Origin of the sequence: Pseudoduganella sp. R-43 (assembly GCF_049913255.1) — a bacterium.
Classification (GTDB): Bacteria; Pseudomonadota; Gammaproteobacteria; order Burkholderiales; family Burkholderiaceae_D; genus Rugamonas.
The window spans coordinates 1,658,863-1,679,288 of the sequence record NZ_CP183988.1 but is presented as its reverse complement, the minus strand read 5'-3'; the positions used below and the strand labels follow the sequence as shown (position 1 = coordinate 1,679,288).

Below are 20,426 nucleotides of genomic sequence, written 5' to 3'. Positions count from 1 at the left end.
CCGCGCTCGCTTGCCCCCTGTACGGTGCTAGTCTATATTGTCCTGACTAAGCTGCGTTTCAGGGAGAGAACGATGACGATTCCAAAGGCCACGCGCGCGACCATCATGCCTTGCCTGCGTTACCGCGACGCGCCCGCCGCTATCGATTGGTTGTGTAAAACCTTGGGTTTCAAGGCCGCGCTTGTGGTCCCCAACGAAGACGGCACCATCGCCCACGCCCAGCTTTCCTACGGCAACGGCATGATCATGCTAAGCTCCATCTTTGACACCGACTATGGCCGTTTGCTGAAACAGCCAGCCCAGCTGGGAATGGCTGTCACCCAAACCGCCTACCTCGTCGTCAACGACGCCGACGAAGTGCACGCGCGCTGCGTGCAAGCCGGGGCGCCAATCGAGATGCCCTTGCAGGACGAAGACTACGGCGGCCGTGGATTTACCTGTCGCGATCCCGAAGGGCATGTGTGGAGCATAGGCACTTATGACCCTTGGGAGCACTGATGGGACGCACAGTCCACTTTGAAATCCAGGCCAGCGAGCCGCAAGCCCTGATCGATTTTTACGGCAAGATGTTCGACTGGAGCTTTTCCAAATGGGAAGGCGGCGAGTATTGGCTGGTCGGCACCGGCGAAGTCGGCGCACCCGGCATCAATGGCGGCCTGTTGCCGCGCCGTGGCCCGCGGCCGGAAGAAGGCGCCTCCGTCAATGCCTTCGTCTGCACCGTCGATGTGGAAGACCTCGATCAATCCCTTGCGCTGCTAAAAGAACTTAAAGGCACGGTTGCCGTGCCGCGCATGCCGGTGCCGGGCGTCGGCTGGCTGGCCTACGCCAAGGATCCGGACGGCAACATCTTCGGCATGATGCAGAACGATGCCGGCGCTTCCTTCGAGGGGCGTAAATGAGCGACGAACAGGCAATCCGCGACCTGGTCGCGGAATGGACCCGCGCTACCCTCGCAGCGGAAGTCGAGCGCATCCTGCCGTTGATGACGGAAGACGTGGAGTTCTACGTTCCCGGCCAGCCCACCATGCGCGGCCGTGCTGCCTTCGAGAAAGGCGTGCGTGCCGTGCTGGCATTGCATCGCGTCGAATCGCACGCCGACGTGCAGCAGGTGGAAGTCAGCGGCAACCTGGCCTGGTGCACGACGCATCTGCGCGTGGCGATTACGCCACTGGCTGGTGGCGAGGCCATGCGCAAGGAAGGCAATGTGTTGTCGGTGTACCGCAAGAACGCTGCCGGCCAGTGGCAGCTGGCGCGCGACGCGAACATGCTCAGTTGATGGCAGCCACCAGGGCGGCGTCTGCCACCTGCGTCGGGCGGATCTTGATCAGGCTGCGGTAGAGCGGAGGCAGGTGGCCGCACAATTCGTGCAGCGCTTGTTCCGGCATCGCCGGCCGTACGTACTGGAACTGGGCCGGATTGTTGTGCGGCAGCGCCCCCTCCATCGTCGATCCGTAGGCGCCCAGGGCCATGAAGCTCAACGCACTCTCATCCGGGCCGACAGCAAACACGAAGGTGCCGTCTTTTGGATGCCCCAGGTAGTGCCGCACTTCGGCTTGCGTTGCCGCGTCGGCGCCTTCCATCAGCTTGTAGCGCAGTTGGGCGTAAGCCCGCGTGCACTCCATGAAAGCGGTACGGATGGCTGACGCCTGTTGGCGGCCGTGGCAGCAAAGCAGGAGATTGCCGAAAGAATCCAACAGCGCTACAGCTTCGCCCTTGCCGCCCTGCGCCTTGTCGCGCGCCATGGCCTGCTGCAGGTATGGCGCAAGGCCGGCATCCGGCGTGCGCGGCTCGCAGCGGTAAGTCAGGGCATCGGGGAACGCGCGCTTCAGGGCACGCACGATGAAATGGTCTTCCGGCAGTGTGGCCGGATCTTTCAGCTCCGCTTGCGGCGGATCGATGTTGAACAAATCCATCACATTGGCCGAGGTCGCCTCGAACACCAGCGAGCATAAGGCTTGCGTCGGTTCGGCGATGGTTTTGCCGATGAAGAAAGGTTTCGGCGTAGCCCCTGCCCCGCGCCGTGCATACGACGAGGTGCCCAGCACGGCCGGATAGGCGAAAGTCCGCTCGGCCTGCGGGCGCAAAGCAACCGGCAGCGAGGGATAGAAGGCGGAACCGTTGTAGTTGATGCCGGCCTTGCTGTCAGGCGCTGCGACGACGACATTGAAACCGGCCGCCAGGATGGCGCCCGTGCACATGCAGCACGGGTCGAGCGAAGTCACGATGGTGATTTCTTCGGGCGGCGGCAGCTCGTGGCCTTTGGCACGTTCGGCGAAGTACCAGTCGATCAGCTGGCGCTCGCTGTGCGCGGTCGGGTCGTAGATCAGGCCATGCTTGATGACGTTGTTATGCAGCGCCTTGAGCACAGTACCGCTGGCGTCGAGCATCACGCCGCCCACGCCAAAGGTGCCCTGGGTCTTTGCCGCAATAGCTTCGGATGCCGCGATGGCGACCGCTGTCTGGACGTCGATGGCCTTCTTCACGCTTGCTTACTTCTTCAAGTCCCAGCCGCCAAAGGCTTCCGGAAGCAGCTCGGCGGCAGTGGTTTCGCGGACGTCGCCTTTCAGGTTGGCCAGCACGACCGGCAACTGATTGCCGCCCAGTTCGAGCGTAACCTGGCGGCAGGCGCCGCATGGAGCGATCGGATTGTCCGTTTCGCCGACGACTGCCAGCTTGTCGAAATCGCCCGGCTGGTAGCCTTGCGCGACTGCGCTGAAGAAGGCAGTACGCTCGGCGCAGTTGCACAGGCCGTAGCTGGCGTTTTCCACGTTGCAGCCGTGGAAGATCTTGCCGTCTTTCGTCAGCAGCGCTGCGCCGACCTTGAAGTTGGAGTACGGCGTGTAGGCTTTCAGGCGTGCTGCCTTGGCCTCTTCGATCAGTGTTTCGTTGTTCATTTATTCTCCAAACCGGTAAACCGGTGTCTGACCCGCAGGGTCAGACACCAGGCACGCGTCCGGCACTGCTTTTCCGGTTTAAGGGCGGATCGTGCGATAAACGATCGGATTCGCCGCCGGCGCCGCATCCGCAATCGTGTATGCCGCCTGCACTTCACGCACCGCCTGTTCAGCAGCAGCTTGCGTGCGCGCGTGCACCATGGCCATAGGCTGGCCCACTTGCAGCGGCTGCCCCAGTTCGGCCAGGTCGGTCAGCCCCACGGCAAAGTCGATCGCATCGATCGGACGGCGACGGCCGCCACCCAGGGACACCACCGCCAGCCCGATATCGCGGCAAACGGTCGAAGCAGCGTAACCCGCACGCGGCGCCGGCACCGGCACCACGATTGGCGCCTTTTCCAGGTGCTTGTCCATGTTCTCCACCAGGTCGGCCGGGCCGCCCAGCGCCTTGACCATGCGCGAGAAGCGCTCGGCCGCTTCGCCGGAATCCAGCGCATGCTGCAACCTGGCGCGGGCATCGGCTTCGTTGGCGGCCAGCTTGCCCAGCACCAGCATCTCTGCGCACAGCGACATCGTGACCTCATGCAGTCGCGCCGGACGGAATTTGCCGGTCAGGTAGTCGATTGCGCCGCGTACTTCCAGCGCATTGCCGGCCCATGGAGACAGCGATTCATTCATATCGGTCAGCAAGGCCGAGGTCAGCGTGCCCGCGCCATTGCCCACCTTGACGATGGATTCGGCCAATTCGACCGACTTCTCGTAGGAAGGCATGAAGGCGCCGGAGCCGACTTTCACGTCCATCGCCAGCACGTCCAGGCCTGCCGCCAGCTTCTTCGACAGGATTGAGCCAGTGATCATCGCCACCGATTCCACGGTCGCGGTGACGTCGCGGATCGAATAGAAACGCTTGTCCGACGGCGCCAGCGACGAGGTCTGGCCGATGATGGCCACGCCGACGTCCTTCACCACTTCGCGGAACTTGTCGTTGGTCGGGACGGTGGAGTAGCCAGGGATGGAATCGAACTTGTCCAGCGTGCCGCCGGTGTGGCCCAGGCCGCGGCCCGAGATCATTGGAACGAAGCCGCCGCAGGCCGCGATCATCGGGCCGAGCATCAGGGACACGACGTCGCCAACGCCGCCGGTGGAATGCTTGTCCATCACCGGACCTGGCAGGTTCAGGGATTTCCAGTCCAGCACTTCGCCGGAATCGCGCATGGCCAGGGTGAACGCCACGCGCTCGTCCATGGTCATGTCGTTGAAGAAGACGGCCATCGCCAGCGCGGCGATCTGGCCTTCGCTGACGCTGTTGTCGGTGATGCCTTTGACGAAGAATTGGATTTCTTCCTTGCTCAGCACACCGCCGTCGCGTTTTTTACGGATGATTTCCTGGGGGAGGAACATTTTTTTTATCTCTTTCTTTTTACTTCCAAACCGGTAACCCGGTGTCCGACCCGCAGGGTCAGACACCAGGCCAGCGGCTGCCGCGTATCGGTGTCAGACCCTATGGGTCTGACACCGGTTTACCGGTTTTAAACGCCGTAAGGAATCCAGATGTTTTTCACTTGCGAAGCATGCGCCAACACCACGCGCCCGCCAGCCTGCGCGGTCGAGAACCAGTCACGGCCCTTCGCGCCGCCAGTCCAGGTACGCTTCAGCGAACCTGCCGAAAGCTTCTCCACTTCCGCGCAACCAGCAGCAGACCCGTCGTGACGCCAGACAGCATCCACGTCCGCGTGCGACGCCAGCGTGCGCGCCAGTTCATCCGCCGAACCGGTCACGATATTCACCACGCCGCCCGGCAGGTCCGAAGTATCGAACACTTGGTACAAATCGGTCGCCGACAGCGGATACGCCTCGGACGGCACAGCCACCACACGGTTGCCAACAGCGATAGCCGGAGCCACCAGCGAAATAAAGCCCAGCAGCGGATTCTCGTTCGGGCACACGATGCCGATCACGCCGATCGCTTCGTTCAGCGCCACGGTGATGCCGTGCATAGGCGGCTGGTGTGCCAGGCCGTCGTACTTGTCGGCCCAGGCAGCCCAGTAGAACAGGCGCTCGATGGAAGCCTGCACTTCCTTCTCGGCGTTCTTGGTGCCGGTCTGCGCAGCGATACGCTCTGCGAATTCAGCGCCACGAGCAGCCAGGTTTTCAGCGATGTAGTACAGCACTTGCGCGCGGTTATGCGCAGTAGCCTTGGTCCAGCCGGTTGCCTTGTGCGCCGCTTCAACGGCGTTGCGGATGTCCTTGCGGTTACCCTCGCCCACTTCGCCCAGGAACTTGCCGTCGGCGCCGTGGATGGCGCGCGAGTAGGCGCCGTCAGGGCGGGCCTGCTTGCCGCCGATGTACAGCTTGGCGGTGCGATCCACAGCAAATGGATCGGCCGATGGCGTGAACTCGGTTTCAGGCTTGGCAGGCTTCTTGAACGAAGGCGCGGCCGGACGTGCATCTTCCGACACAGGCACCAGGTATTCGAACATGCCTTCGCGGCCGCCTTCACGGCCGTAGCCGGATTCCTTGTAGCCGCCGAAGCCGCACGCAGCGTCGAACTGGTTGGCGGTGTTGATCCACACCACGCCGGCCTTGATCTGCGGCGCCATGTCCAGCGCCAGCGAGATGTTCTCGGTCCACACGCAGGAAGCCAGGCCATACACGGTGTTGTTGGCCAGTTGCACAGCTTCGGCTGGAGTACGGAAGCTCATCGCCACCAGCACCGGGCCAAAGATTTCAGCTTGCGCCACGGCGGCGGAAGTGGAAGCGCCGGTGATCAGGGTTGGCGGGAACCACGAGCCGGTGGCAGGCAGTTCGCAGCCGGCCGGCTGGTACACCTCGCAGCCTTCGGCACGGGCGGAATCCACCAGGCCGGCGATGCGCTGACGCTGGATCGGGTCGACCAGGGCGCCGATGTCCATCGACTTGTCCAGCGGGGAACCCAGGCGCAGGTTGTCCATGCGCGCTTTCAGTTTTTTCAGGAAGCGGTCCTGCACGGATTCCTGCACCAGCAGGCGGGAACCGGCGCAGCAGACCTGGCCTTGGTTGAACCAGATCGAATCGACCAGGCCTTCCACCGCAGCGTCCAGGTCGGCGTCTTCGAAGACGATGAACGGCGACTTGCCGCCCAACTCCAGGGACAGCTTCTTGCCGGTGCCGGCGGTGGCTTCGCGGATGAGGCGGCCAACTTCGGTGGAGCCGGTGAAGGCCAGCTTGTCGATGCCCTGGTGGCCGACGATGGCTTCGCCGGTGCGGCCGTCGCCGGTCACGATGTTCACGACACCGGCAGGCACGCCAGCTTGCTGGCAGATGTCCGCGAACAGCATCGCGGTCAGCGGCGTGAATTCAGCCGGCTTGAAGACGATGGTGTTGCCGGCGGCCAGCGCAGGAGCGATTTTCCATGCCAGCATCAGCAGCGGGAAGTTCCAAGGCACGATCTGGCCGACCACGCCTACGGCGCGATGGCCCGGGAATTCTTCGTCCAGCAATTGCGCCCAGCCGGCGTGGTAGTAGAAGTGACGGGCCACCAGCGGCAGGTCGGCGTCGCGCGTTTCGCGGATGGTCTTACCGTTGTCCAGGGTTTCCAGCACGGCGAACAGGCGCGCATGCTTTTGCATCAGGCGTGCGATCGCGTACATGACCTTGGCGCGGCCATGGCCGCCCAGTGCCTGCCAGCCCGGCAGCGCCTTGCGTGCTGCAGTAACTGCACGTGCTACGTCGACCGCGGTAGCCTGGGTCAGTTCAGCCAGTTGCGAGCCATCGGCCGGGTTGTAGCAAGCGAAGGTTTCGCCCGGCTCGGTCCACTGGTTGTCGATAAACAGGCCGAACTTGCGGGAGCGCTGCTCCAGCCACGCTTGCGCTTCTTTCTGGCTTTCTGGTGCAGGGCCGTAGTCCATGGTGTTGAGGATCTCGTTAATAGTTGGCATGGCGGTGTCTTCTTATGGTTGCGCGTGGCGATGGGCGGCGGAGTAGGCGCCGGTCACATGGTGCTCCAGCTGGCGCTCGATGTCGGTCAGCAGGGACGAAGCACCGATACGGAACAGGTGCGGCTCCAGCCATTCATTGCCCAGTTCCTCCTTCATCACGGTCATGTATTGCAACGCTGCCTTGGCGGTGCCCACGCCGCCTGCCGGCTTGTAGCCCACCTTGAAGCCAGTGCGCTCGTAGTATTCGCGGATCGCGCGCACCATCACCAGCGACACAGGGATGGTGGCGTTGACGCCTTCTTTGCCGGTCGAGGTCTTGATGAAGTCCGCGCCTGCCATCATGCAGACCCACGATGCCTTCGCCACGTTTTCCAGCGTCACCAGGTCGCCGGTAGCCAGGATGGCCTTCACGTGGGCTTCGCCGCAAGCTTTGCGGTAAGCCAGCATTTCATCGTACAGCGCTTGCCAATTGCCGGTCAGGACGTGCTGGCGGGTGATGACGATGTCGATCTCTTTGGCGCCGGCGGTGACCGACAGTTCAACTTCGCGCACCTTGGTTTCCATGCTGGTCAGGCCGGCCGGGAAGCCGGTCGATACCGCAGCGATTGGCAGGCGGCCTTTCAGCACTGCGTCGGCGTGCTGGATCATTTCGTGGTACACGCAGACGGCGCCGGTCATGATCTTGCGTTCCTGCAGGCCCAGCGCTTCCACCAGGTCCTGGCGCAGCGGGCGCATGGCTTTCATGCACAGGCGCTCAACTCGGCCCGGGGTGTCGTCGCCGGCCAGCGTGGTCAGGTCGATCAGTTCGATCGCCTTCACCAGCCAGGCGGCCTGGTACTCTTTCTTCACGGTGCGGCGGTTCGCCAGCGATGCGGCGCGGCGGTCCGCGGCGGCCTTGTTCACGTGGATGTGATTCAGCCAGCCCAGGTCGAGGCCGATGGCCTCGTTGCGCTTGAAGTTTTCAATGATGGTCATAGCAGGTTGGTTCCGTTGGAAAGAGGTTTCACGCCCAGGTGATGCGCGATGGTCTGGCCGATGTCGGAGAAGGTCTCGGAAATGCCGAGCGATTGTGGCTTCACGTTCGGGCCGAAGAACAGCACAGGAATATGTTCACGGGTATGGTCGGAGCCAGGCGCGGTCGGATCGCAGCCGTGGTCGGCGGTGATCACGCACAGGTCGCCATCCTTCAAGCGGGAGATGAATTCCGGCAGGCGCGCATCCAGCTCATGCAGCGCGTTCGAATAGCCGGCAACATCGCGGCGGTGGCCGAAGTGCATGTCGAAGTCGACGAAGTTGACGAAGGTCAGCGACTTGTCGCCCGCCTCCGCCTCTGCTTCCAGCAGCTTGTCGAACAGCGCCATGTTGTCTGGGCCCTTCAACACGCGGCTCACGCCTTGCGCGGCGTAGATGTCGCTGATCTTGCCCAGTGCGATCACCTCGCCGCCTTCATTCTTCACGTGGTCCAGCAGAGTTGGCGCGCTTGGCGGCACGGCGTAATCGTGGCGGTTGGCGGTGCGCTTGTAGTCGCCGTTGGCGCCTACGAATGGACGGGCGATGATGCGGCCGATGTTGTACGGCTTGACCAGCTCATAAGCCTTCTCGCACATATCGTACAACCGCTCCAGGCCGAAGTGCTCTTCGTGACATGCGATCTGCAGCACGGAGTCGGCCGAGGTGTACAGGATAGGCTTGCCGGTCGCCACATGTTCGTCGCCCAGCTCGTTGATGATGGTGGTGCCGGAGGCGTGGCAGTTGCCCAGGAAGCCCGGCACGCCGGTCAGTTCCTGCAGCTTGTCGGTCAGCTCTTTTGGGAAGGACGGCACTTCCTTCGGGAAGTAGCCCCAGTCGAACAGCACCGGCACGCCGGCGATTTCCCAGTGGCCGGACTGGGTGTCCTTGCCGGTGGATTGCTCGCGTGCCGCGCCGTAGGCGCCGGTGAAACCGTCGCGCTTGGTGAAACCGGCAGCCCACTCGCCCGACGCGGTATGCGCGGCGGCGGCCAGGCCGAGGCCTTCCATGGTTGGCAGGGACATTGGCTTGCCTTCGTTGGCTGCCCATTTGGCGATGTGGCCGAAGGTGTTGCAGGCCTGGTCGCCGTACTTGGAAGCGTCTGGCGTTGCGCCGAGGCCGAAGGAGTCTAACAACAGGATGAAGGCGCGGGACATTTTTGCCTCTCTATTCAAAACCATCAAAGCGGTGTCTGACCCGCAGGGTCAGACACCCGATACGCGGCGGCCGCGGGCCAAGGTGTCTGACCCTGCGGGTCAGACACCGGGTTACCGGTTTCAGGCCTTTGGAGCCTTGGCCACATTCTCCAGGAACGCCAGAATCAGCTTGATCAGCGATTCCGCGCCCACAGCCGCATACTTCAGCGTCTGCTCGTGCGACAGCGGGAACGGCGACAGCCCTTCAGCCAGGTTGGTAACAACAGAAACGCCAACCACCTTCAGCCCGCAGTGACGCGCCGACACCACTTCCGGCACCACCGACATGCCGACAACATCCGCACCCAGCGTCTTGAACGCACGGATTTCCGCAGGGGTTTCAAAGTTCGGGCCAGGGTACGCGATGTACACGCCTTCATGCAGGGTGATCGACTTGTCCGCAGCGGTCGACTGCAGCAGCTTGCGCAGGTCAGCATCGTAAGCATTGGCCATCGAGAAGAAGCGTGGGCCGAAACGCTCGTCGTTCGGGCCAACCATCGGAGTGCCAGGCAGGAAGTTGATATGGTCGTTCAGCGCCACCAGCGAACCAGCGTCCACCTCGGTGCGCAGCGAGCCCGCCGCATTGGTCACAAACAGCATCTCGCAGCCCAGCAGCTTGATGGTGCGCACGGCGGAAGTCATCACCGCAGGGCCGTAGCCTTCGTAGAAGTGGCCGCGGCCCTTCAGGCAGACAACCTGCACGCCAGCCAGCGTGCCCAGTACAAGCTGGCCCGCGTGGCCATGCACGGTGGAGATCGGGAAACCTGGCAGTTCATCGAAGGAAATCGACACTGCATCGGTCATCTGTTCGGCCAGCACGCCCAGGCCGGAGCCCAGGATCATTGCAACGCGTGGCTGGAAATTGGCCGGCATGCGAGCACGGATGATGGCGGCTGCCTGGAATGGGGTATTGGAAGACATGGAGTTCCTCGTTTTTATATCTTTAGGTGAGCTGGCCAGAACAGGCCCTTTGAACGTACCACGACACTATGCATCATCGTCTATATGTATGGCAAATACCATTTTTCTTTGCCATTTATACGCAAGCGCTATAAATATGGGTTTATTATAGGAGCAGCTTCCGTTTGACATGGAACGGACAAATGTTTAGCATCGCAAACAAATGTTTATAGCGAGCTTTTCGTGACCGATCTCTCCCGCAAGGAACAGCTTTACGAGCTGATTCGTGCCAACCCCTTTATTTCCCAGCAAGAGCTGGCGGAGCAGCTCGCCCTGTCGCGCTCCGCCGTAGCCGGCCATATCGCCAGCCTGATCCGCGAGCGCAAGCTGCTGGGCCGGGCCTATGTGTTGCGCAACGAGCGCACTGTGCTGTGTATCGGGGCCGCCTGCCTCGACCGCAAGCTGCGACCGCACGCCCCATTGCAAATGGCCACCTCCAACCCAGCTTGCGCCGAGGAAAGTTTTGGCGGTGTGGCACGAAATATCGCCGCCAACCTGGCCCAGCTCGGCCTGCCCTGCTCCCTGCTGACCGCCCTCGGCGACGATTCCTCCGGCCGCGCCTTGCGCGCCCAGGCGGAAGCCTTCGGCATCGGCATGGAAGGCAGCCTGCAGGTCAACGGCATTGGCAGCGGCACCTACACCGCCGTGCTGGATGCTTCCGGCGAGATGGTGGTCGCGCTGGCCGACATGGCCATCTTCGACCAGCTCACCCCAGGCTGGGTGGCCAGCCGCCAGCCGCAGCGCAATGCCGCCGGCATGGTGGTGGCGGACCTGAACCTGCCGGTCGAATCGGTCGCCATGCTGATGGCGGATGCCCGCGTATCCGGCGTGCCGCTGGTAGTAGTCGCCGTATCGCAGCCGAAAATGGCGCGCCTGCCGAAAAACCTTCATGGCCTGTCGCTGCTGATCCTGAATCGCGGTGAACTGGAAACCCGCTCCGGCCGCGCCCTGCCGACCGAAGCCGACGTGCAGGCAGCCTGCCACGAGCTGCAAGCTGACGGCGTACGCGACATCATCGTCACCTGCGGCGCCAGCGGCGTCTATCACACGCTGGGCAATGCGCTGCACTGGCTGCCGGCGCACGACGCCAAGGTGATCGACGTCACCGGCGCCGGCGATGCCTTCTCGGCCGCCGTCTGCTGGTCGCTGCTGCAAGACCCCGAAAACCTGACCCTGGCTTGCGAACGCGGACTGAAAGCCGCCTCCATCACGCTCGCCAGCCCGCACACCGTGTCGCCCGAGCTGAGCGCCGACCTGCTCGCCACCGCGCATATCGAGGAGTAAATCATGCACCAATTCCTGTCCTTTTCCCCTGAAGTTGCCAACGCCCGCGCCACCGGCAAGCCGATCGTCGCACTGGAATCGACCATCATTTCGCATGGCATGCCATACCCGCAGAACGTGCAGACCGCGCGTGAAGTTGAGCAGATCATCCGGGATGCGGGCGCCGTGCCGGCCACCATCGCCATCATTGGCGGCAAAATCTGCGTCGGCCTGACCGAAGAACAACTGGAAGGACTGGGCAACTCGCCGGACGCGATCAAGGTCTCGCGCCGCGACCTGGCCTATGTGCTCTCGCAAGGCAAGCTGGGCGCCACCACCGTGGCGGCAACCATGATCTGCGCGCAACTGGCAGGCATCAAGGTCTTTGTCACTGGCGGCATCGGCGGCGTACACCGCGGCGCCGAAACCAGCATGGACATTTCGGCCGACCTGCAGGAACTGGCGCAGACAAATGTCGCCGTGGTGTGCGCGGGCGTGAAGTCCATCCTTGACATCGGCCTGACGCTGGAATACCTGGAAACGCACGGCGTGCCGGTAGTATCCGTCGGCCAGCCAGGCTTCCCGGCCTTCTTCACGCGCGAAAGCGGCTTCAATGCCGACTTCCAGCTCGACACCGCCGCCGAACAGGCTTCCTTCATCACGACCAAGTGGGCCTTGGGCCTGAACGGCGGCGTGGTGGTCTCGGCACCGGTGCCGGTGGCAGAAGCCATGCCGAAAGACGAAATCGACGCCATCACCCTGCGCGCCCTGCAGGAAGCTGAAGAGAATGGCGTCACCGGCAAGAAGGTTACCCCCTTCCTGCTGGCCCGCATCAAGACCCTGACCGAGGGTCGCAGCTTGAAGACAAATATCGCACTTGTGAAAAACAACGCGCGTGTCGGCGCTGCCCTGGCACGCGCGCTGCAGGAGCATCCATGTCCATCGACCTGAAACAGTTAAAGTACTTCCTCGCAGTCGCCGAAGAGAAAAGCTTCAGCCGCGCGGCCGAACGCCTGCATATCTCCCAGCCGCCGCTTTCCCAGCAGATCATGAAGCTGGAAGCGGAGCTTGGCGTGAAGCTGTTCGCCCGCACCACGCGTACCTTCGAGCTGACAGTGGCCGGCAAGGCGCTGATGCAAGAGGCCTCCGACCTGCTGGCGAAGATGCGCATGACCATCGACACCGTGCGCCAGATCGACCGCGGCGAAGTGGGCCGGCTGCGCGTGGGCATCGTGGGTTCGGCGATGTGGGGACCGATTCCATCCATGCTGGAAGAATTCCAGAGCAAGTACCCGCGCGTGACCTGGACCATCCACGAGTCCGGCCCTACCGTGCAGTACGACGCCTTGCGCGCCAAGCAGATCGACGTCGGCTTCTGGCGCGAGCCGAAGCTGGACGACGACGAACTGCGGCGCGACAACTTGAAACAGGAACTATGCTTCCGCGAGAACGTTTGCGTGGCAGTCAACGAGCACCATCCCTTGGCGAAGATGGACGCCATCGAATTGTCCGATATCGCGGACGATCCGATGCTGACGCTGGCTCTGGACAAGTCGGCATTCCCGCGCTACCTGATCCAGTGCTGTGTGAACGCGGGCTTCCAGCCGGAGATTTTCCAGGAAGCGCACGAGCCGCAAACCTTGCTGGCCATGGTGGGCGCGGGCCTGGGCGTGACGCTGATGCCGGAGACCACGGCACGTATCGGCTGGCCGGGCGTGGTGTTCCTGCCGATCCGCACCAACCCGCCATCGGCGAACCTGTACATCACCTACACGACGCTGGATGACGCACCGGTCGTGCGCGCCTTCCTCAACATCCTGCGCCCCCCTCCCGCTGAAAACCGGTAAGCCAGGGTCTTAGGGCCGCCAGCCGCCGCACAGACAGTGTCAGACCCTTGGGTCTGACACTGGTTTACCGGTTTTAGTGCGTAGCTCCACCAGCCGCAACAGCATCGCCATCCGTAGCAAGCGCGGTACGGATAGCAACACGCATTCCTTCAATCATCTGCTCCAGCGACATGCTTGCCGCGCCAGGATGGCGCGCCGCCTGTTCCGGCAAATAAGGAATGTGGATAAACCCAGCTTTCACATCGCCGCGGCCCGCAACCGCGTGCATCAACCCATAGAACACGTGGTTGCACACGAAAGTTCCGGCAGTCTGCGACACCGACGCCGGCAAACCAGCCGCCCGCAAAGCCGCCACAATCGCCTTGATTGGCAACGTGGAAAAATACGCCGCCGGTCCTCCCTGCACAATCGGCTCGTCCACCAGCTGCCGCTCCGCGTTGTCCTTGATCGGCGCATCGTCGACGTTGATCGCCACCCGCTCCACCGAAAGATCGACGCGCCCGCCAGCCTGGCCGACGGCAATCACCAGCGCCGGCCGCAACTCATCGATCAGCGCCGCCATGGCCGTATTCGCATCGCCAAACACGCAAGGCAGCTGGCGCGCCACGACACGGAAATCGCCCTCACCCCAGCCATCCAGAGCCCGCACGGTTTCCCATGCCGGATTGATCGGCTCTTTATTAAAAGGCTCGAAGCCCGTCAGCAGAACAGTTTTCATCAGGTTTGTTCCGAGAAACCCCGTCCTTCAGGGCGGGGAGTGAAAGGAGCCGACCGCAACGCGGCTGTTCTCCTTGAGATTAGTGAAATACTGTATAAAATTACAGTATGATTCTCGTCTACCGTTTCCGTGTGAAATCGAAAAACGGGCTGCTTGATCTGCAAGCCCGTAAGGTGAATTTTGTCTGGAACTACTGCAATGATCGGCAGAAAGATGCCTTGCGATTTGAGCGCCCTTGGCTGACCGGCTTCGACTTGAACAAGCTGACTACCGGCAGCAGCAAAGAATTGGAGCTGCATTCTGGTGTGATCAATGCTGTATGCGAACAATTTGCCAAATCGCGTGCCCAACACCGCCGGCCGTATTTGCGTTACCGCGGCCGAAGGTCCTTGGGCTGGGTTCCGCTCAAAGGACGTGACCTGCACCGGGAAGGCAACGCGTTTCGCTTTGCAGGTAATACTTTCCGCGTGTTTTACTCTCGCCCCCTTCCTGAAGGGAAGATCAAGGACGGCAGTTGCTTTGCGCAAGACGAATTGCGCAGCAATTCGGGCCCCGTGAAAAGCTTTGCCAGCCGCGGCAACTGGTTCCTCAATATCGTGATCGAGGTGGCCGAGCCGCCGGTTCGTCCACTTGACCACGGTGTCGGTATCGATCTTGGCTTGAAGGATCTCGCTACACCGTCCGAGGGAGAAAAGATTCCGGCGCCGGGCTTTTATCGTGAGGCTGAAGCTGCGCTGGCGGTAGCGCAGCGAGCCCACAAGCGGCGCAGCATCAAAGCCATCCAGGCGCGCACGGCGCGGCGACGGCTGGACTTCTTGCATAACAGGTCGGTGGAGCTTGCCCGCGCTTTCGACCATATCGCTGTTGGCAATGTGAATGCCAGTGGACTCGCCCAAACCAGCCTGGCGAAGTCCGTGCTTGATGCAGGCTGGTCGTCCTTCCGCAAGATGCTGGCGTACAAGGCCATGAGGCATGGCGCGCGGTACGTGGAAGTGGACGAACGCTTTACCACCCAGACCTGCTCGAGTTGTGGTGCACTGCCCGATTCGAGGCCGAAAGGTATCGCAGGCCTTGGAATAAGAGAGTGGGAATGCAGCGAATGCGGTGTGGTACATGATCGTGATCGTAATGCTGCGTTAAACATTCTCCGTCGCGGACGTGCGACGCTGGAAGCAGGAATCCGCGTTCTTTAGGGCGGGGGACGTCAAAACAGGAAGTAAAGCAGAATGATATTAGCGCCCAGCAGCGGCAAGGCCGTCGGCACCTGCGCCTTGATCACGGCATTGCGGTCGGCCAGGTCCAGCAGCGCTGTCGGGATGATATTGAAGTTGGCCGCCATTGGCGTCATCAGCGTACCGCAATAGGCGCTGAACATGCCGATCGCCGCCACCACCGCAGGATTGCCGCCAAACTTCGCCACCAATACCGGCACGCCGACACCGCCCGCCATGACCGGGAAAGCGGCAAAACCATTGCCCATCACGATAGTGAACAACGCCATGCCGACACAGTACACCGCCACGGCCACCAGTTTCGAATCGAGGCCAATATAAGTCGTCGTCACCTGTGCCACTGCCTTGCCAACGCCTGCCTCGCTGAACAACAGGCCAAGCACTGCCAACATGTGCGGCAGCACGATCATCCAGCTCATGGCATCGATCAGGCGGCGAGATTCGCGGCCGGCCTGTAGCGGCGTGGAGCGCGTCAGCCAGCAGGCCACGCCGACCGCGATCACGGCCGCGCAGCCAAGGCTGACCAGCGTGAGGTGTTTCGGATCCAGTACAAACAACTCACCAATGTGCACGTCCTTGAGCAGGGTGGAACCGGCCATCGTCACGGCCGGTATCACCAGCGCAGGCACGAACAGCCTGTGCCCGAGCCGCGCGGCGCTAGCCTGGCGCGCGCCGTCCGGCAACACGTCCGGCTTGCCGCTCCTGACGCCGCCGAAGCCAGCCAGCAACGCCATCACGATCATCGCCAGGCCCACCATGGCCGGCGGCAAGCGCTCGCCAACCAGGTAGACCGTCGCATAAAAGGTCCAGAACAGGCCCGTGGTCCAGCGGCGCGGGTTCGTGCGGTCGCGGAAGGACATCAGGGCAACCAGCGCCAGCATGACGCCCAGCAGGAAATAGAAGTATTCGACGCGGATGATCATGCAGCGCCCCCGCCTGTTGGCGCCAGGTAGCGGTCCAGCCGGCGCAGCCGCCAGGCGTGGATGATGAAGGCGCTGATGGCAGTCGGGATGCCCCACAGTGCCATATGCAAAGGATCGACCTCGATACCTTCAGCGCGCAGCACGGTCTGCATCAGAACGATGGCGCCGAAAGCGACAAATATATCTTCGCCGAAGAACAGCCCTACGTTGTCGGTGGCGGCAGCCATGGCGCGAACCCGCTGGCGTTGATCGTCGCTGAGTTCGGGGTTGCGAAGCTGCGCTGCTCCTTCCGCCATCGGCGCAACGACCGGCCGCACCATGTTTGGATGGCCGCCCAGCGAGGTCAGACCCATCGCGGCGGAAAGCTCGCGAACCCCGAGATAAACAATCAGCAGCCGCCCAGCCGTCGCCGAGCGCATGCGCGCTACGGCCGACTGCGCATGCTCGCGCAAACCAAAACGCTCCAGCAAGCCGATTGCCGCCAATGGCAGCAGGTAGATCATCGGCAGGTTGCGCGTCCTGACGAAGGCCGTGCCAAGCGAGGCAAGCAGCGCTTCGACCGGCATGAACGCAGCAAAACCGGTAGTGAAACACGCCGCGACAACCACCAGAACCGGGTGCAGCCGCAACAGGAATCCAAGTACGATCACGGCCACGCCAAGCAGCGGCCACATATTGACAGCAGTTTGCATCAATCCTCCCCCCGAGGCAGGCCACATGATACAAAAAAAAACGCGCACCGAAGTGCGCGTCTTGCGAGGGCGATCTTCCGATCAGAAGTTCGCCTTGAACTGCACGCCGTAGGTGCGCGGTTCGTTGACGATGCCGGTCAGGTTGTTGAAGTCGATCGCGCCCAGGGACTGGATGCGGTTGGTGATGTTGCGGCCGTAGGCGGCCAGCTCATACTTGCCGTCGTTCCAGCGATAACCCACGCGCAGGCCGCCTTCCAGCAGTTCCTTGGCCTTGTACTCGGTCGCTTCGTACAGGAAGAAGTTGTACGAGGTACGGTATGCCCAGTCGGTATAAGCGTAGATCTCGCCATCGCCCAGCGGCTGGCTGTAGCGCAGGGTGAAGTTGTGCTGCCACTTCGGTGCACGCGGCAGCGGATTGCCGTTGATGAGGGCTGCGCTGCCGATCACGTTGCCGTTGGCATCCTTGAACTCGATACGTGGATCCAGCGGGGTGCAACCGCCGCCGCAGGACTGGACGAACAGGTCTGCGTCCTTGATCTTGGTGTCGTTGTAGCTGGTGCCGAAGGTCACGGCCCATGCATCGCTCAGGTTGGCTTGCAGGTCCAGTTCCACGCCGCGGCCAGTGACTTTGTCAGCGTTGATCAACTGGTTCATGTTCACGGTGCCGGAGCCTGCGGTGAGCTGCTTGTCCTTCACGCGATAGTTGAAGACGGTGGCCGACATGCGCGCGCGGCGGTCGAACAGGTCCTGCTTGACACCGAATTCCACGGACAGCGCTTTTTCAGCGTCAGCTTGCGATGGCTTGGACGTCAGGTCGAACAGGCGGCCCTGCATGGAAGGCGCGCGGTAGCCAGTGGCGACGCGGCCGAACAGGTTGGTGTCCTTGTTCAAGGTGTAGGTACCGCTCAGGTCCCAGCTCACATTGTTCGAGGTGTCGTTCAGGTAATTGGTCGCTACATTAGGAGGTGGCAGCAGCGGCTCGACGCGAGTGGCCACAAAATCCTTCTTGTCCTTGGTGTAGCGCACGCCAGCGCGCAGCTTGAACGCATCCGACACGGTGTAGTTAATGGTACCGAAGGCGGCGTACGACTTGGCATCCTGCTGCTGGGTCGCGTACGCGGCGTTTTGCGGGTTACCTGCGGTGAAGGAATCGAAGGAGATCGAATCGATCTGGATATGCTCGTCGAAGTAGAATACGCCGGCGATCCACTGCAGTGGGCCTTTGTAATTGGACTCGACGCGGAATTCCTGCGACAACTGCTTATGGTCAGGAATCAGGTCGGCGGTTTCGACCGGGAATGGAATGAAGCCTGGACCCATCGGAGGGTGGAAGGAAGCGCCGTAGCCGCCGTCCACGTCGCCGCGGCTGAAGAATTCCAGCTTTTCGTAGCCGGTGATCGAGTGGAAGGTCAGCCCCGGGGTATCCCAGCGCAGGCGCAGGTTGGCGCCTTTGTTCTTCAGGTGCTGCTCGTTGCCGCCATCGGTCGGGTAGGACTTGTAGTCGAAGTTGTCGACCAGCTCATTGGTGCCCTTCTTCAGGATATTGGCGCGGAACAGGGTGGCATTGCCGTCCATGTCGCGGCCGTGCACGTTCAACAGCGCGCTGAAGTCTTTATTAGGCTTCAGCAGGAACTGGATACGACCGGCATTGTCCTTGTAGCCTTCAAAATCGGTGGTCGGCGCGCCCGGACGGTCGTTATGAACGCGGTTGCCGCGGTGCTGCGATTGCAGCGAGATGCGGGTGGCCAGCACGTCGTTGATCGGGAAGTTGTATGCGCCTTCATAGTTGCGCACGCGATCCTTGCCGATGCCGACGTTGACATAGCCTTCCTGGCGGAACACCGGCTTGGCGGAATCGAACTTGATCACGCCGGCCGGGGAGTTACGGCCGAACAGGGTGCCTTGCGGGCCGCGCAGCACTTCCACCTGGTCCACGTCGAACACGGGGAAGCCCTTCAGCATCGGGTTTTCCTGCACGATGTCGTCCATCACCAGGCCAACCGGCTGGGAGGCGTTCAGGTCGAAGTCGGTATTGCCCAGGCCGCGGATATAGAAACGCGGGAAAGTACGGCCATAGTCGGACTCCACGGAAACGGATGGCGAACGGCCGTTCAGGAAACGGATGTCCTGGCCGCCGGAAGTCAGCACGTCCAGCTTCTCGCCCTTCAGGGTGGCGATCGCCATCGGCACATCCTTGATGTTTTCAGCGCGGCGCTGTGCCGTAACAATCACTGTCTCCAGCTGGCCCGGCTTCTTCACTTCTTCGGTGGTGGTCGTAGCTTCTTGCGCAATCGCGCCATGAAGGGGAAACGCGCTGGCCACGGCCAGGGCGATCAGGGAGTGCTTGAGGCGTTTATCCATACCCGTTGTTCCAATCTTTAAAAGAAAAGTAACGTAATGTTGCAATGGCGCGAATGCTAACACGAAAGCAATTGCCTTCTCTTACTTACGAGAAACCCTACATTTAGTTGACTTGCATATAAATAAGTAAGCAAAAACGTATTTGCCATACATATAGCGCCTACTGCATAGTAGTGACGCACGAATCCATGCCGTGAGAAGCGGATTCGACTGCAGGAAGATGTGTTTGCAGTTTGATTACGTGCCCAAGAATTAATCAAGGGTACATGTACAAAATTTGCATTTGTGCGTTGTTGGCAAGCTACAAGGTGCCGTGGCGTGGATTGGCGCGAAAAAGCGGAACTAGGCACTCCATAAAAATATACAATAACGATCTTCGACGGAGCCCTTACATGAAAATCAAACAACTTAGCATGATGATCGCCGCAGTTGCGGTAGCAGCCAGCGCAAACGCGGCTGATCCGAAGCTGGGCATCGTGTACGACGCTGGCGGCAAGTTCGACAAGTCGTTCAACCAGTCCGCTTTTGAAGGCGCTTCGCGCTTCCAGAAAGAAACCGGCATCAAATTCATTGAAGTGCAAGCCAGCAGCGATACCCAGGCTGAGCAGGTGCTGCGCGGCCTGGCCCGCAAGAACCTGGACCTGATCGCTTCGATCGGCTTCGCCCAGACCCAGGCGGTGCAAAAAGTCGCCAAGGAATTCCCGAAAGTCCGCTTCGTCCTGATCGACGGCGTTGCACAGGGCAATAACGTCAATTCCGTGACGTTCAAGGAAGAAGAAGGTTCTTACCTGGTCGGCGTGGCCGCTGCCATGGCCTCCAAGACCAAAAAGCTGGGCTTCATTGGCGGCATCGACATTCCGCTGATCCGCACCTTCGCCTGCGGTTATGCCCAGGGCGCCAAGGCTACGGACAAGAAAACCGAAGTGATCTCGAACATGGTCGGCACCACCTCCGCCGCCTGGAACGACCCTGCCAAGGGCGGCGAGCTGGCGCGTGCCCAGTTTGACCGCGGCGTGGACGTAGTGTTCGCCGTGGCCGGCGGTTCCGGCATGGGCACCCTGCAGACTGCCAAGGAAAAAGGCAAGCTGTCGATCGGTGTGGATTCCAACCAGAACCACCTGTACCCAGGCTCCGTGCTGACCTCCATGGTCAAGCGCGTGGACAATGCCGTGTACGATTCCTTCATGCAAATGAAGAACGGCACCTGGAAGGCCGGCGTGACCGCCAAAGGCCTGAAGGAAGGCGGTGTGGACTGGGCGCTGGACGAGAACAACCGCAAGGTGATCACGCCTGAGATCGAGAAAAAGGTCATGGGCGCGCGCAAGGACATCATCGATGGCAAGATCAAGGTCATCGACATCCGCGCCACCAACGCCGCCTGCCCGGCCTAACCAGCAGTTCCAATAAAAAGAACG

Annotated in this window: 19 protein-coding genes; 8 read left to right on the top strand and 11 right to left on the bottom strand. The window is 61.7% G+C overall.

The window, feature by feature from the left end; genetic code table 11:
* Positions 1–72 precede the first annotated feature (72 nt).
* The 3 genes from ACN9M3_RS07865 to ACN9M3_RS07855 are packed head-to-tail and all read left to right on the top strand — an operon-like array spanning position 73 to position 1,276.
* The gene (locus ACN9M3_RS07865; RefSeq protein ID WP_426321603.1) at positions 73–498 is read left to right on the top strand and encodes a VOC family protein; all 426 of its coding nucleotides are present in this window, start codon (positions 73–75) and stop codon (positions 496–498) included.
* Entirely contained in the window at positions 498–899 is a 402-nt protein-coding gene (locus tag ACN9M3_RS07860; protein WP_426321601.1) for a VOC family protein, read from the top strand. Before ACN9M3_RS07865 ends, ACN9M3_RS07860 begins: the two co-directional genes overlap by 1 nt.
* A complete protein-coding gene (locus ACN9M3_RS07855; protein WP_426321599.1) occupies positions 896–1,276 on the top strand; it encodes a YybH family protein in 381 nt (126 codons plus the stop codon). The genes ACN9M3_RS07860 and ACN9M3_RS07855 overlap by 4 nt, the downstream gene beginning before the upstream one ends.
* Here ACN9M3_RS07855 and ACN9M3_RS07850 read toward each other — a convergent pair.
* The 7 genes from ACN9M3_RS07850 to xapA form a co-directional block, all read right to left on the bottom strand.
* Positions 1,269–2,483, bottom strand: a complete 1,215-nt coding sequence (locus tag ACN9M3_RS07850) for a nucleoside deaminase (RefSeq protein ID WP_426321597.1) — start codon at positions 2,481–2,483, stop codon at positions 1,269–1,271. The genes ACN9M3_RS07855 and ACN9M3_RS07850 overlap by 8 nt on opposite strands.
* A 6-nt stretch (positions 2,484–2,489) precedes the next feature.
* Complete coding sequence (locus tag ACN9M3_RS07845; protein WP_426169494.1) at positions 2,490–2,894, bottom strand: cytidine deaminase; 405 nt, start codon at positions 2,892–2,894, stop codon at positions 2,490–2,492.
* Between the two features lie 78 nt (positions 2,895–2,972).
* Positions 2,973–4,295, bottom strand: a complete 1,323-nt coding sequence (gene deoA / locus ACN9M3_RS07840; RefSeq protein WP_426321594.1) for a thymidine phosphorylase — start codon at positions 4,293–4,295, stop codon at positions 2,973–2,975.
* Between the two features lie 128 nt (positions 4,296–4,423).
* Positions 4,424–6,811, bottom strand: a complete 2,388-nt coding sequence (locus ACN9M3_RS07835; protein ID WP_426169489.1) for an aldehyde dehydrogenase family protein — start codon at positions 6,809–6,811, stop codon at positions 4,424–4,426.
* A 12-nt stretch (positions 6,812–6,823) separates the two neighbouring features.
* Positions 6,824–7,786: a deoxyribose-phosphate aldolase gene (gene deoC / locus ACN9M3_RS07830; RefSeq protein WP_426169487.1), complete on the bottom strand. Its 963-nt coding sequence runs from the start codon at positions 7,784–7,786 to the stop codon at positions 6,824–6,826.
* The gene (locus tag ACN9M3_RS07825; RefSeq protein WP_426169484.1) at positions 7,783–8,976 is read right to left on the bottom strand and encodes a phosphopentomutase; all 1,194 of its coding nucleotides are present in this window, start codon (positions 8,974–8,976) and stop codon (positions 7,783–7,785) included. Before ACN9M3_RS07825 ends, deoC begins: the two co-directional genes overlap by 4 nt.
* A gap of 120 nt (positions 8,977–9,096) precedes the next feature.
* Entirely contained in the window at positions 9,097–9,936 is an 840-nt protein-coding gene (xapA, locus tag ACN9M3_RS07820; protein WP_057261862.1) for a xanthosine phosphorylase, read from the bottom strand.
* A 222-nt stretch (positions 9,937–10,158) separates the two neighbouring features.
* On the opposite strand from xapA, the gene ACN9M3_RS07815 reads away from it, so the two are divergent.
* The 3 genes from ACN9M3_RS07815 to ACN9M3_RS07805 are packed head-to-tail and all read left to right on the top strand — an operon-like array spanning position 10,159 to position 13,085.
* Complete coding sequence (locus tag ACN9M3_RS07815; RefSeq protein WP_426169481.1) at positions 10,159–11,259, top strand: carbohydrate kinase; 1,101 nt, start codon at positions 10,159–10,161, stop codon at positions 11,257–11,259.
* Between the two features lie 3 nt (positions 11,260–11,262).
* Positions 11,263–12,189, top strand: a complete 927-nt coding sequence (locus ACN9M3_RS07810) for a pseudouridine-5'-phosphate glycosidase (protein ID WP_426169478.1) — start codon at positions 11,263–11,265, stop codon at positions 12,187–12,189.
* Positions 12,174–13,085 (top strand): LysR family transcriptional regulator, encoded by a 912-nt coding sequence (locus tag ACN9M3_RS07805; protein WP_426169475.1) that lies wholly within the window; start codon positions 12,174–12,176, stop codon positions 13,083–13,085. The genes ACN9M3_RS07810 and ACN9M3_RS07805 overlap by 16 nt, the downstream gene beginning before the upstream one ends.
* A 73-nt stretch (positions 13,086–13,158) precedes the next feature.
* On the opposite strand, the gene pcp is transcribed toward ACN9M3_RS07805, so the two are convergent.
* A complete protein-coding gene (gene pcp / locus ACN9M3_RS07800; RefSeq protein WP_426169472.1) occupies positions 13,159–13,803 on the bottom strand; it encodes a pyroglutamyl-peptidase I in 645 nt (214 codons plus the stop codon).
* Positions 13,804–13,910: 107 nt separating this feature from the next.
* Here pcp and ACN9M3_RS07795 point away from each other — a divergent pair, with 107 nt between their 5' ends.
* Positions 13,911–14,996, top strand: a complete 1,086-nt coding sequence (locus ACN9M3_RS07795; protein ID WP_426321590.1) for an RNA-guided endonuclease InsQ/TnpB family protein — start codon at positions 13,911–13,913, stop codon at positions 14,994–14,996.
* 11 nt (positions 14,997–15,007) lie between these two features.
* Here ACN9M3_RS07795 and ACN9M3_RS07790 read toward each other — a convergent pair whose 3' ends face one another.
* The 3 genes from ACN9M3_RS07790 to ACN9M3_RS07780 all read right to left on the bottom strand — a co-directional run bounded on the left by ACN9M3_RS07790 (position 15,008) and on the right by ACN9M3_RS07780 (position 19,011).
* Entirely contained in the window at positions 15,008–15,958 is a 951-nt protein-coding gene (locus tag ACN9M3_RS07790) for a DUF979 domain-containing protein (protein ID WP_426169467.1), read from the bottom strand.
* Entirely contained in the window at positions 15,955–16,650 is a 696-nt protein-coding gene (locus ACN9M3_RS07785; protein ID WP_426321588.1) for a DUF969 domain-containing protein, read from the bottom strand. Before ACN9M3_RS07785 ends, ACN9M3_RS07790 begins: the two co-directional genes overlap by 4 nt.
* Positions 16,651–16,731: 81 nt before the next feature.
* Positions 16,732–19,011: a TonB-dependent receptor gene (locus tag ACN9M3_RS07780; protein WP_426321586.1), complete on the bottom strand. Its 2,280-nt coding sequence runs from the start codon at positions 19,009–19,011 to the stop codon at positions 16,732–16,734.
* 392 nt (positions 19,012–19,403) lie between these two features.
* Between ACN9M3_RS07780 and ACN9M3_RS07775 the strand changes: the two genes are divergently transcribed.
* Positions 19,404–20,402, top strand: a complete 999-nt coding sequence (locus ACN9M3_RS07775; RefSeq protein WP_426169459.1) for a BMP family lipoprotein — start codon at positions 19,404–19,406, stop codon at positions 20,400–20,402.
* Positions 20,403–20,426 lie beyond the last annotated feature (24 nt).

Coding starts and splice junctions, on each gene's coding strand:
- pcp (WP_426169472.1), bottom strand. CDS start 13,803: ATGAAAACTGTTCTGCTGACGGGCTTCGAGCCTTTTAATAAAGAGCCG.
- ACN9M3_RS07845 (WP_426169494.1), bottom strand. CDS start 2,894: ATGAACAACGAAACACTGATCGAAGAGGCCAAGGCAGCACGCCTGAAA.
- deoC (WP_426169487.1), bottom strand. CDS start 7,786: ATGACCATCATTGAAAACTTCAAGCGCAACGAGGCCATCGGCCTCGAC.
- xapA (WP_057261862.1), bottom strand. CDS start 9,936: ATGTCTTCCAATACCCCATTCCAGGCAGCCGCCATCATCCGTGCTCGC.
- ACN9M3_RS07785 (WP_426321588.1), bottom strand. CDS start 16,650: ATGCAAACTGCTGTCAATATGTGGCCGCTGCTTGGCGTGGCCGTGATC.
- ACN9M3_RS07780 (WP_426321586.1), bottom strand. CDS start 19,011: ATGGATAAACGCCTCAAGCACTCCCTGATCGCCCTGGCCGTGGCCAGC.
- deoA (WP_426321594.1), bottom strand. CDS start 4,295: ATGTTCCTCCCCCAGGAAATCATCCGTAAAAAACGCGACGGCGGTGTG.
- ACN9M3_RS07865 (WP_426321603.1), top strand. CDS start 73: ATGACGATTCCAAAGGCCACGCGCGCGACCATCATGCCTTGCCTGCGT.
- ACN9M3_RS07775 (WP_426169459.1), top strand. CDS start 19,404: ATGAAAATCAAACAACTTAGCATGATGATCGCCGCAGTTGCGGTAGCA.
- ACN9M3_RS07835 (WP_426169489.1), bottom strand. CDS start 6,811: ATGCCAACTATTAACGAGATCCTCAACACCATGGACTACGGCCCTGCA.
- ACN9M3_RS07825 (WP_426169484.1), bottom strand. CDS start 8,976: ATGTCCCGCGCCTTCATCCTGTTGTTAGACTCCTTCGGCCTCGGCGCA.
- ACN9M3_RS07790 (WP_426169467.1), bottom strand. CDS start 15,958: ATGATCATCCGCGTCGAATACTTCTATTTCCTGCTGGGCGTCATGCTG.
- ACN9M3_RS07860 (WP_426321601.1), top strand. CDS start 498: ATGGGACGCACAGTCCACTTTGAAATCCAGGCCAGCGAGCCGCAAGCC.
- ACN9M3_RS07805 (WP_426169475.1), top strand. CDS start 12,174: ATGTCCATCGACCTGAAACAGTTAAAGTACTTCCTCGCAGTCGCCGAA.
- ACN9M3_RS07855 (WP_426321599.1), top strand. CDS start 896: ATGAGCGACGAACAGGCAATCCGCGACCTGGTCGCGGAATGGACCCGC.
- ACN9M3_RS07810 (WP_426169478.1), top strand. CDS start 11,263: ATGCACCAATTCCTGTCCTTTTCCCCTGAAGTTGCCAACGCCCGCGCC.
- ACN9M3_RS07795 (WP_426321590.1), top strand. CDS start 13,911: ATGATTCTCGTCTACCGTTTCCGTGTGAAATCGAAAAACGGGCTGCTT.